This window comes from Clostridium sp. LXY-7 (assembly GCF_056172015.1).
Map to the genome: position 1 here is coordinate 1 of NZ_JBLLJL010000014.1, position 11070 is coordinate 11070.

Consider the following 11070-nt stretch of genomic DNA (forward strand, 5'->3'; position numbering starts at 1 on the left):
GGTAATGATGCGTTTTGTGGATACACCCGTTCCCATACCGAACACGAAGGTTAAGCACAAGACGGCTGAGAGTACTGCAGGGGAAGCTCTGTGGGAGGGTAGGTGGTTGCCAGGTCAATGTTCCGTGGTAGCTCAATGGTGGAGCACTCGGCTGTTAACCGATAGGTTGGAGGTTCGAATCCTCTCCACGGAGCCATTTTAAAAGTCTTTTTATTAGGCTTTTTTTTTATACTTAAATATAAATTTTATTTCAATCAGAATTAAGTATATGTAATACCATTTACAAAATAATAAATTAAATATATAATAATAAAAGCAAAGAATAATAATAGAATATAATAATAAAAGCAATGAAGGAGAATAGTACATAATCATAAGTTTTATCAGAGAGTTGAGGATGGTGTGAGCTTAACAAACTTATCTATGGAAAGAAGCTCTAGAGCTATGGGATGAAAATCAAATTTTATTAATTTGGAGTATTCTTGTGGGAGGATTCCCTTAAAACATAGAGTGGATTATAAGGTTATTGACCCTATAATCAATGTAGGTGGTACCGCGAAATATATCCTTTCGTCCTATTAGGGATGAGAGGATTTTTTTATAAAAATTAGCAACTTGAAACAAGATAATACTAAGTATTTATAAGTTATCTACAGAGATGACTTAAAGAAAGGATTGATAATATGAATAATTATGAAGCATTAGCGAATTTAATATTTTCTAGTGTAGATAAAATCCCTGCTTACTACATTGAAAAATATCCTAAGAGAAACCTTAAGGATGGAGCGAAAGTTACAAGATATGCACCAAGTCCAACTGGCTTTCAGCATATTGGAGGCGTATTTTCAGCTTTAATAGATGAAAGAATAGCAACACAAAGTGGAGGGGTTTTCTATCTAAGAATAGAAGACACAGATCAAAAAAGAGAAGTTCCAGGAGCAATAGAAGATACTATAGTAACTATGCATAATTTTGGATTAGATTTTACTGAGGGGATGACTGGAGACAATAGTTCAAAGGGAAGCTATGGTCCTTATAGACAAAGTGAAAGAGGAGAAATATATAAAACATTTGCTAAAGACTTGATAAAAAATGGATTAGCTTATCCATGTTTTTGTACGGGAGAAGAATTAGAAGCTTTAAGAGAAAAGCAAATTGCAGAGAAAATAACTCCAGGATATTATGGAGAATATGCTAGCTGTAGAAATCTATCTCCAGAACAGGCTATAGAAAAAATAAGGTCTGGAGAACAATATATTATAAGATTAAAGTCACCAGGGAATTCTGAGAATAGAGTTGAATTTAGTGATTTAATAAAAGGTGATATTTCTTTTCCAGAAAGCAATCAAGATATAGTAATTATAAAATCAGATGGTCTTCCAACCTATCATTTTGCACATGTAATAGATGATGCATTAATGCATACTACACATGTTATAAGAGGAGAGGAATGGCTTTCATCATTACCAATACATGTACAATTATTTGATATTCTAGGCTTTGAAGCACCAAAATATTCACATACTCCAACTATAATGAAGCTTGAGGGTGAATCAAAAAGAAAATTATCAAAGCGAAAAGATCCAGAAAGTGCAGTGACATATTATGCAGAACAAGGATATCCAGTAGTATCAGTTATAGAGTACTTATTGAACATAATAAATTCTACCTTTGAACAATGGAGAGAAGAAAATCCTCAGGTAGATTATCATGAATTTGAAATACAACTAGATAAAATGAGTAAAAGTGGAGCATTATTTGATATAGTTAAATTAAATGATGTTAGCAAAAATGTAATTTCAAGAATGAAAGCTGATGAAGTATATAATTACTATATAGAGTGGGCTAAAAACTTTGATGAAGAGATGTATGAATTAGTTTCAGCTAATGAAGAAATTTCAAAGGGAATATTTAACATAGATAGAGAAGTTCCTAAGCCAAGAAAGGACTTTGGAAAGTGGAGTGATGTTAGAGAAAAAATATTCTTTTTCTTCAGAGAACTTTTTGATAAAGATTCTAAGGAGAATATAGAGCTTCCTAAAGCCGTTTCTATGGAAGATGCAAAAACAATCATAGAACATTATGCGAAAGCTTATGATTTTTCTAATAATAAAGATGAGTGGTTTGAAAACTTAAAAGTTACAGCAGAAGAACTAGGTTATACATCAGATAGAAAGATGTTTAAAAAATCTCCAGAGCTATTTAAGGGTATGGTATCAGATGTTGCAGGTGCTGTAAGAGCGGCTCTAACTCATAGGGCTAATACACCAGATTTATATGCCATAATGCAAATAATTGGTGAAGAAGAAGTTAAAGCAAGATTTAACAAATTTCTAGAAATATAGAATTAATAAAGAGAAGCAAGAATAGTATTAATCTTGCTTCTCTTTATATAGTTGTATCTTTGAATTTTTAATTGATAAAATTATGTTTCCACTGATATCAGTTCTAAGAGTTTCACAATTAATGTTTTCAAGTGATTCTAGTACACTTCTATTTGGATGGCCATATTCATTTCCCATTCCACAGCTTATTATAGCTATTGAAGGGTTTACTTTGGATAAAAATTCTGAAGTGCTGGAGGTCTTACTACCATGGTGAGCTATCTTTATAATTTCTGAAGATAGATTACTGGTGTTGCTAAGCAGCATATTTTCCACTTCTTTTTCCATATCTCCAGTAAATAATACGCTTAAGTTATTATTTATATATTTAAAAACCAAAGAATTGTTATTGATATTATCGGATTTATAATCTCCATTGTAAAGCATATGAATATATTCATTTTTGGAGAGATAAATATTAGCTAAGTTATTAGGCACATGTATTTTTAAATCTTTTTTCCTTATAGCTTTTACTAAATTAAAGAATTCTTCAGAGGAAGTGTAAACTTTAGGACCTATTACATTAACAATTTTAAATTTTTTTATTATATCATCACCAGCACCTATATGATCTTCATGGGGGTGAGAGTAAATATAATAGTGTATTAGGTTTACATTGTATTTTTTTAGATATGAAATTACCTTATCTTTTGAAGTATTACTACCTCCATCAATTAGAATATTATATTTATGATTTTGAATTAAAATACAATCTCCTTGACCTACATCTATAAAATGGATAAGAGTTTCATTTTGATCTAAATTATTATTTAGGTTATAAATTTTGAATATTAACAATGAGCTGAGGATCATTATTAATATAATGAATAAAAGTTTTTTAAGTTTCATCTCTACACCTACTAAAGTTAACATAAATATTGCATTAAAATAGTTATCGATTCAATGACAATTTCTAATTTAAATTGCAATTTATATATTTATATATTTTTAAGATTATTAACAAAAATTACTTTTTATATTTAAATAAACATAAATTTATGGTATTATCTTTTAGTACGTAAATTTTTAATTATATAGGGTGTGTAAGTATGAGAAAAATTAGATTTGGAATAAAATTCTTTAGCATGATGCTAATTATTTTTATAAAAAGATTTAGCTTTGAATTAAAAAAGCCTAGGCTTACCATAGCGGAAAAAAACAAATATCTATATGGTATAGCTAACGGGTGGGCTAAAAATACTATTAAATATTCAGAACTTCAGGTGGAAGTTATAGGAAAAGAAAACTTAATTCAGGAGACCTGCGTATATGTAGCCAATCACCAAAGTGAATTAGATATTCCGTTAATAATGGCTAATATAAATAAAATTACTGCAGCAGTAGGAAAAAAAGAACTGAAAAAATGGCCCGTAGTGTCTTATTGGATGACGGAAATAGGATGTGTATTTATAAATAGAGAAAATAATAGGGAAGGCCTTAAGGCAATTATTGAGGCTATAGATAAGCTTAAGGGTGGCAGAGATATGCTGATATTTCCAGAAGGAACAAGAAGTAAAAGTGAAGAAATGCTAGAATTTAAAAAGGGGAGCCTTAAATTAGCAACAAAAGCTAATGTGCCAGTTGTACCTATTACAGTAGATGGAGCATATAAAGGATTAGAAGGTAAAGCTGGAGATTTAAAAGCTAAAATAATATTTCATAAGCCAATATATATGGAAAATCTATCTAAAGAAGAAAAAAATAATTTGACAGATATTTGTAGGGATATTATAAAAGCACCTTTGGAGAGGAAGTAATTAAAAAATACATATGAAAATAGTCTCAGAACTAATTCTGAGACTATTTTTTAGTCTGTTGTTAAGACTATGGATTTTAATCTAGTCATGGCCTCTATACTATATCTAATACCTTGAGTACCAATACCAGAATTTTTAAATCCTGAGAATGGGAAGTGGTCAGGACCTCTTTCTGATTTGTTATTAATTTGGGCGGCACCTACTTCTAATTTATTTGCAACATAAAAAGCATCATTAATATTTGTTGTAAATACACAGGATTGTAAGCCATATTCAGATTTATTAGCAATATCTATAGCTTCATCCTTATCTTTTACACGAATAATTGGGAGAACTGGTCCAAAGGGTTCTTCCCAAGCAATTCTCATGTCCACCGAAACATTATCTAGTAAGGTTGGATACATTAAATTTCCTTCTCTTTTATTACCATACAAAAGTGTGGCCCCTTTACTTAAAGCATCATCAATAAGCTCTTGAACATAATCCGCAGATTTGTTATCTATTAATGGTGTTATTGTACATTCATTTTGAGGCAATCCTACTTTTAATTTTTTTACTAAGTCCAATAATTTACTTGATAAAGCATCAGCTATGTCCATGGTAACTAGAACTCTTTTAACTGCTGTACATCTTTGGCCTGAATAACTATAAGCTCCTGAAACTATTTCCCTAGCGGCATCATCTAAATCAGCATCCTCTAACACTATGGCAGCATCTTTTCCACCGAGTTCCATTAGCATAGGTACCATTCCAGAAATTTGAGCTATGTGCTTACCTACTTCAGTAGATCCAGTAAAATTAATAAAATTAATTTCTTTTTTGGTTATTAGATAATCCCCAATTTCAGAAGATTTACCAGTTACGGAGTTAAGAACTCCACTAGGAATTCCAGCTTCCTGAAATACTTTTACTAAGTATAGGGCAGATATAGAACCTTGAGTTGGTGGTTTTAATATTACGCTATTACCTGCAACTAAAGCAGGAGCTATCTTAGATGCAGATAGATTTACTGGATAATTAAAAGGTGAAATTGCTAATACAACTCCCATGGGAACTCGTTGTGCAAAACTCATCTTATTCTTTTTAAATCCAGGAAAATTGTCAGCGCCAATAGCATCACCTTCTAAATTTTTCCCAGCATCTGCAGTAAATCTAATAAAATCCACTGTGCGTTTAACTTCGGAAATACATGATTTTATATCTTTTCCTATTTCCTTCATTAAAATATTTGAAATTTCCTCGCAGTTTTTATCTAAAAGGGTAGCTGCCTTATGTAGTATTAAAGATCTTTCGCTAACCGGTGTATCTCCCCAATTTCTCTGGCTTTCTTTAGAAACTTTAACTACTTCATCTATATCTTCTTTAGTCATGGATGGTATAGTACCAACAAGTGAATGATCTATTGGAGAAAAGATTTCTATAAACTTATCACTAGTAATCCATTGTCCATTAAAAAGGTTACAATAGTGATTTTCTTTACGAATACACTTAAACATAAAATATGATCACCTCTTTGAGAATAATATATTTATATTATTCTCAAAGAGTATTTAATCATGCATGAAGAGTTTATTTTATAAGCTCTTTTTCACATAGGATTATTTTTTTATCAGTTTCTGATATTAAATTTTCTACAGAGCTTATTTCTTTGCATATGTAGTTGTACTTTGATTTTAGTTCTCTATTATTATCTTGCAGAGTTTTAAGTATTTGTTTCTTATCATTTATAGTTGATTCATAGATTTTCTTTATTGTATGATTTTTATTAAGTATAAAGTTGATATTTATATAGATTTCAGCAAAAAATCTATAAATATTTTTACCAACAACTATGGATATAGAGTATAATTTTTGTAGAAGGACTTTTATTTTTTTATTAAAATCCATTAAGATCACCTCAATACTAAAGTATAAGAAAAGGAGAATATTATATGGCAAACGTATTACATAAATATTATATAGATAAAGTAAATAAACTCCTTAATAAGTTAAATATAAATTGTGAAAAGCTAATGCGAGAAAATAATATTCTTTTAGAGAATATTAAAATAAATAATGAAGAAGTTACAGAATTAAAGTATAAGCTACAGATAAAAAATAAAAAATATAATGAATTTCTAAAATATTTAATAATTAAAGGTATGGTCTTTGAAGTAAGCAATAGAAATAACACATTAAAGCAATGGGAAAATTTAGACGTAACAAAATCTAACAATAGTATTACATTAAAGGATAGTTTAAACAACCTAATAAAGATATTTACAAAGGAATATGTCTGCATATTCAAGGATATTTGTGAATTAGGATATAGTTTATCTTTTATAGTTATAAGAGTTGAAGGCAACAAAGCAACTATACAATTAAGATTTAATCCTGTTTAGTTTTTTTATTACATTATATAACAGTAAAATCTATGTTTTGATTTATATAATTCATTTTAATAATATTATATAATGAAAACAGGAATGAAAAAAGTAGGAAGAAATTGAAGGATGAAATAAATCTAGGGTAACGAACATAAAATAAAAAAGCCCAAGTGGGCTTTTTTATAAGTTTAATTAATCAATACTTGTATATCTTGATTTCCCAAAGAAAGAGAGTGCATAAAGACCTGCAAGACCAACTAATCCATAGACAATTCTACTGAATGTACTAAGAGCACCGAATGCACTAGTTCCAGCAAATAAAATAGCAACTAAATCAAATTGAAATAATGCGATTAGTCCCCAATTGATCGAACCAATGATTACAAGAATTAGTACTATTGTATCTAAAACCTTCATAAAAACAACTCCTTTTAAAATATTTTACAATAGGTATTATTGACAATAAAAATAAAATTTATAACAAAATTATAAATTTACACAAAATATTAAAAAAATATGAACACATTATAAACTAATTATATTTCTTACATTTTTTTAAATTAATATTATATAATATTATATATTAATTAACATACTTTAGGAGAGGGAGGGGAAAGAGTGAATAGTACATTATTATTTATATTAAGCATAATTGCTTTTGCTTTAATAGTTCTAATAATCTATCAGGTGTTAAAAACTTTTGTACTTGATAAAATAAAGATTAATAAATGGATAATACTAGGTATTGCCTTTGCGGTATTTATAATACCTCCAATTGCATTTCCAGGATTACCAGTTATTGTTCGAAACTATGTGATTCCAGGAATATTTGTAATATTATTTTTATGGTTTTTAGATTTATCAGGTTTTATGAAAAATATGAACACTCCATCTTATGGTGGTAAGAAAAAGAATAAAAAGGATAATATAATAATAAAACCAAAAGCAAAGCCAAATAGAGTAAAAAACAATAAATAATTTAATTGAAAAGTTTTTAAGAGGATGTCTTAAAAACTTTTTTACGTTAAATTTTATACCTAATATTGGTTCATAACATTAGCATAAGAAAATTTTTGCTACAAAATTAAGATTATTGAAGTATTATCAATGCAATATATAAACTTTTCAATTTAAAATAGTATATATTTTAAATTGAAATATTGTAAATTTTTAATTATATGATAAAATCATTGTATAGAGAAATTTAAAGGAGAAACATTATTATGTGTAGATGTTGTATTTGCAATTTAATTAAAAATTATATAACAAATTGTGCTGTGCTATAATAATGTGGATTATTCTGTAAAAATATAAATTTTTATTGTTATTTTAAGCTACAGTTATTCTGTAGCTTTTTATATTATTATTAAGTGATGAAGTAGTTTTGAAAAATATATTATGATATTGGGATACTATTTTTAAATATGATAAAGGAGTGAGATAGATGAGCTTTTATTTATATAATACTCTAACTAGAGAAAAAGATGAATTTGTACCAATAAAAGAGGGAAAAGTTGGCATGTATACCTGTGGACCAACGGTTTATAACTATGCACATATAGGAAATCTTAGAACTTATATATTTGAAGATGCATTAAAGAAATCTTTAGAATATACAGGTTATAAAGTTAAGCATGTAATGAATGTAACCGATGTAGGTCATCTTCAATCCGATGGAGATGAAGGCGAAGATAAAATGGCCTTAGGAGCTAGTAGAGAGAAAAAGACTGTTTGGGAAATAGCAAAATTTTATGAGGATGCTTTCTTTGAGGATTGTAGAAAACTAAATGTTAAAAAACCTACTGTGATATGTAGAGCTACTGATCATATAAAAGAGATGATTAACTTTATAGAAAAGCTTCAAGAGAGAGGATATACATATGAATCAAACGGAAATGTATACTTTGAGATTGATAAATTCGATGATTACACAAAGTTAGCCAATTTAAGCATAGACGAATTAGAAGCGGGCAGTAGAATTGAAATAGATCAAAATAAGAAAAATCCTTTAGATTTTGTGCTTTGGTTTACAAATTCTAAATTTTCTAATCAAATTATGCAGTGGGATTCGCCATGGGGAAGAGGATTTCCAGGATGGCATCTAGAGTGCTCTGCTATGAGTATGAAGTATTTAGGTGAAAACATCGATATACACTGTGGTGGAATTGATCACATACCTGTACATCACACCAATGAAATAGCACAATCTGAGGCAGCGTTAGGACATAAATGGGTTAACTATTGGGTTCATGGAGAGTTCTTAATTGAAGATGGTGGAAAGATGTCTAAATCCAGTGGTGACTTTTTAACAGTGTCTAGATTAGAAGAAGAAGGATTTAGTCCTCTAGATTATAGATATTTTTGCTTACAGTCTAAATACAGAAAACAATTAATATTTAGCTTTGAGAGTTTAGAGGATGCGAAAAAAGGCTATAGAGCACTTAAAAAGAAAATTGGTAGTATTTTGAAAGCGGTAGATGAAACGATAACTATTGATAAATCTAAAGTAGAAAAATATGTTGAGAGCTTTAAAAAAGAAATTAGTAATGATTTAAACATAGCTAATGCCTTTACTGTATTAAATGATGTAATTAAAGACAGTGAACTTAATAATAAGGAAAAAGCTTACTTAATTGAGGATTTTGACAAGGTTTTATCATTAGATTTAATGGTAATTGAAGAAGATAGATCAAATGTTGATGAAGCTCTTATAAACTCTTTAATAGAGGAAAGAAATGAAGCTAGAAAAGCTAAAAACTATGCTAAATCAGATGAAATTAGAAATAAACTAGCTGAGATGAATATTGAAATACTAGATAGCAGAGAAGGAACTACTTGGAGAGTAAAATAGCGTATATCTAAGAGATGGAAAGGATGATAAAATGCCTATATTAACAATGAAAGCACTATCAAGTGATGAAGTTATAAAAATTAGCAAGGAATTAGTGGATGAATTAGAAGCTACAATTAAATGTCCTAGGGAGTATTTTACCTTGGAGATAACTAACTCTACTTTTGTTATGGATGGTGAAATTTCTAAAGGATATCCAATAGTAGATATAAGTTGGTTTGATAGAGGACAGGAGATTCAGGATGAAGTAGCTAAAATAGTTACAAAGCGTATTGGTTCCTTAGGATATGATACTATAGATGTAATTTTTCATTCTTTAGAAGAAAAAAGATATTACGAAAATGGAGAACATTTTTAGAAGATATAATATAATAAAACACTTATCTTTTTATTTAAAAGATAAGTGTTTTATTTACTAGAAGCACAAATTTGATTTATTAATTCATAAAGCCTACATTCTATAATAGGATTTTAAATTCCATCAATTCTTTTATTACTCATTTCAATATCTCGTCATCATATTTTATAAACTAGATAATTTAATATATGAATAATAGAACAAATATATTATCCTTTGAATAATATATTAAGTAGTTTTACAGTTGCTATTATTGGTGGAATTACTGGATTAGATGGATCAGGTTTTTCGGTAATATCTTTAGTCGGTTTCATTGCAAAATTATTTGGAACAGCTACAGGAGCCAATATAGCAACATTGACAGCATTGGGACAAATAGCTGCTATTTGGATTGGGGGAGGAACTATAATACCTTGGGCTATAATTCCAGTATCAGCTATTTGTAAAGTATCTCCATTTGAATTAGCAAAGAGAAATTTTAAACCAGTAGTCTTAGGGTTATCCATAACTTCAATATTTGCGCTATTTTTATTATAATAAGCATCTATATGGAAGTTTTCATTAGAAAATATTGTGTATAGGTAACTCATCAGGAATGCTTTTTATTATTTGGATTTGTTTTAAATGATTGTTGATTTTAGAGCTATATATTATTGCGAAGCAAACCATTTGCAGGAAGATTAGATTTACTTAGGCCATATGAAAGTGAAAAGCGTTAAGAAATACAACCTGTTCGAGAGAATCGAGTTGTTGTATTTTAGCTTTTTACTTGAATAGGGCCTTAGTAAATCAATCTTTCGAAACGGTTTGTGAGTAATAATATATAGTTCATTATCAACACTATATTAAAACAAAGCCTATTGTTTATATAATTTTAATTCCATGACAAGAAGGTCTTTAAAAACTTAAATTAGTTTTTAAAGACCTTAATTTATTATAAAATATAGTTAAAAGAAATATATGTATTGACAATATAAAATGTATTTGATATGATAAAAAATGTCGCTGAGAGGCGATGACAAAACAACAAAAAACGAGTTAAAAAAACTTGAAAAAAGTTGTTGACAAAGAAGAAATTCTTTGATAGAATAGTAAAAGTCGTCACTAATAAGTGATGGTGAAATGGTCTTTGAAAATTAAACAGAGAAGAAGGTAAAACCAGTTAATTCCGATAGATGGCCAGACATAACAAATTTTAATTTGTATATGGTCAGCTACATATTGCGAAGCAATAGGAAATCTATCAAAATGACATTAACTAATGTCAGCGAGACAAAGAGAGCTTAACAGCTTCAAACTTTTGAATTGAGAGTTTGATCCTGGCTCAGGACGAACGCTGGCGGCGTGCCTAACA

At 28.8% G+C, this 11070-nt stretch carries 10 protein-coding genes, 1 tRNA gene, 1 rRNA gene, 1 pseudogene and 1 other annotated feature; of the genes and pseudogenes, 9 read left to right on the forward strand and 4 right to left on the reverse strand.

The genetic code is table 11. The annotated features are described in order from the left end of the window. The 3 genes from rrf to gltX all read left to right on the forward strand — a co-directional run. Positions 1-115, forward strand: a 5S ribosomal RNA gene (gene rrf / locus ACI48Q_RS20790); the annotation flags it as partial. 6 nt (positions 116-121) lie between these two features. Beyond that, positions 122-196 (forward strand) — tRNA-Asn (locus ACI48Q_RS20795). Positions 197-341: 145 nt separating this feature from the next. Beyond that, positions 342-581: a binding site (T-box leader), on the forward strand. Between the two features lie 102 nt (positions 582-683). Next, a complete protein-coding gene (gene gltX / locus ACI48Q_RS20800) occupies positions 684-2345 on the forward strand; it encodes a glutamate--tRNA ligase (protein ID WP_474921022.1) in 1662 nt (553 codons plus the stop codon). Positions 2346-2372: 27 nt separating this feature from the next. Here the strand turns inward: gltX and ACI48Q_RS20805 are convergent, their stop codons facing one another. After that, positions 2373-3233 carry a ComEC/Rec2 family competence protein gene (locus ACI48Q_RS20805; RefSeq protein WP_474921023.1) on the reverse strand — a complete coding sequence of 287 codons (861 nt, stop codon included), beginning with the start codon at positions 3231-3233 and terminating at the stop codon, positions 2373-2375. Between the two features lie 200 nt (positions 3234-3433). Between ACI48Q_RS20805 and ACI48Q_RS20810 the strand changes: the two genes are divergently transcribed. Continuing rightward, positions 3434-4141 carry a lysophospholipid acyltransferase family protein gene (locus ACI48Q_RS20810; protein ID WP_474921024.1) on the forward strand — a complete coding sequence of 236 codons (708 nt, stop codon included), beginning with the start codon at positions 3434-3436 and terminating at the stop codon, positions 4139-4141. Between the two features lie 50 nt (positions 4142-4191). On the opposite strand, the gene ACI48Q_RS20815 is transcribed toward ACI48Q_RS20810, so the two are convergent. Together ACI48Q_RS20815 and ACI48Q_RS20820 are read right to left on the reverse strand one after the other, a co-directional pair. After that, positions 4192-5637 carry an NADP-dependent glyceraldehyde-3-phosphate dehydrogenase gene (locus ACI48Q_RS20815; RefSeq protein ID WP_474921025.1) on the reverse strand — a complete coding sequence of 482 codons (1446 nt, stop codon included), beginning with the start codon at positions 5635-5637 and terminating at the stop codon, positions 4192-4194. Between the two features lie 73 nt (positions 5638-5710). Continuing rightward, positions 5711-6028: a hypothetical protein gene (locus tag ACI48Q_RS20820; RefSeq protein WP_474921026.1), complete on the reverse strand. Its 318-nt coding sequence runs from the start codon at positions 6026-6028 to the stop codon at positions 5711-5713. A gap of 44 nt (positions 6029-6072) precedes the next feature. On the opposite strand from ACI48Q_RS20820, the gene ACI48Q_RS20825 reads away from it, so the two are divergent. After that, positions 6073-6522, forward strand: coding sequence for a hypothetical protein (locus ACI48Q_RS20825; protein ID WP_474921027.1), 450 nt, complete (start codon positions 6073-6075; stop codon positions 6520-6522). 177 nt (positions 6523-6699) lie between these two features. Here ACI48Q_RS20825 and ACI48Q_RS20830 read toward each other — a convergent pair whose 3' ends face one another. Then, a complete protein-coding gene (locus tag ACI48Q_RS20830) occupies positions 6700-6924 on the reverse strand; it encodes a DUF378 domain-containing protein (RefSeq protein ID WP_474921028.1) in 225 nt (74 codons plus the stop codon). A 201-nt stretch (positions 6925-7125) separates the two neighbouring features. Here ACI48Q_RS20830 and ACI48Q_RS20835 point away from each other — a divergent pair, with 201 nt between their 5' ends. From ACI48Q_RS20835 to ACI48Q_RS20850, 4 genes and pseudogenes are all read left to right on the forward strand, one after another. Next, the gene (locus tag ACI48Q_RS20835; RefSeq protein WP_474921029.1) at positions 7126-7485 is read left to right on the forward strand and encodes a hypothetical protein; all 360 of its coding nucleotides are present in this window, start codon (positions 7126-7128) and stop codon (positions 7483-7485) included. A 466-nt stretch (positions 7486-7951) separates the two neighbouring features. Next, entirely contained in the window at positions 7952-9358 is a 1407-nt protein-coding gene (gene cysS, locus ACI48Q_RS20840) for a cysteine--tRNA ligase (RefSeq protein ID WP_474921030.1), read from the forward strand. Positions 9359-9389: 31 nt separating this feature from the next. Beyond that, positions 9390-9716 carry a DUF1904 family protein gene (locus ACI48Q_RS20845; RefSeq protein WP_474921031.1) on the forward strand — a complete coding sequence of 109 codons (327 nt, stop codon included), beginning with the start codon at positions 9390-9392 and terminating at the stop codon, positions 9714-9716. Positions 9717-9929: 213 nt separating this feature from the next. Beyond that, positions 9930-10253: pseudogene (locus tag ACI48Q_RS20850) on the forward strand (hypothetical protein); the annotation flags it as partial. Between the last annotated feature and the right edge of the window lie 817 nt (positions 10254-11070).

Bases quoted from the DNA above. Each gene is read 5' to 3' on its own strand.
- ACI48Q_RS20805 (WP_474921023.1), bottom strand. From the start codon at position 3,233: ATGAAACTTAAAAAACTTTTATTCATTATATTAATAATGATCCTCAGC.
- ACI48Q_RS20830 (WP_474921028.1), bottom strand. From the start codon at position 6,924: ATGAAGGTTTTAGATACAATAGTACTAATTCTTGTAATCATTGGTTCG.
- gltX (WP_474921022.1), top strand. From the start codon at position 684: ATGAATAATTATGAAGCATTAGCGAATTTAATATTTTCTAGTGTAGAT.
- cysS (WP_474921030.1), top strand. From the start codon at position 7,952: ATGAGCTTTTATTTATATAATACTCTAACTAGAGAAAAAGATGAATTT.
- ACI48Q_RS20815 (WP_474921025.1), bottom strand. From the start codon at position 5,637: ATGTTTAAGTGTATTCGTAAAGAAAATCACTATTGTAACCTTTTTAAT.
- ACI48Q_RS20820 (WP_474921026.1), bottom strand. From the start codon at position 6,028: ATGGATTTTAATAAAAAAATAAAAGTCCTTCTACAAAAATTATACTCT.
- ACI48Q_RS20810 (WP_474921024.1), top strand. From the start codon at position 3,434: ATGAGAAAAATTAGATTTGGAATAAAATTCTTTAGCATGATGCTAATT.
- ACI48Q_RS20825 (WP_474921027.1), top strand. From the start codon at position 6,073: ATGGCAAACGTATTACATAAATATTATATAGATAAAGTAAATAAACTC.
- ACI48Q_RS20845 (WP_474921031.1), top strand. From the start codon at position 9,390: ATGCCTATATTAACAATGAAAGCACTATCAAGTGATGAAGTTATAAAA.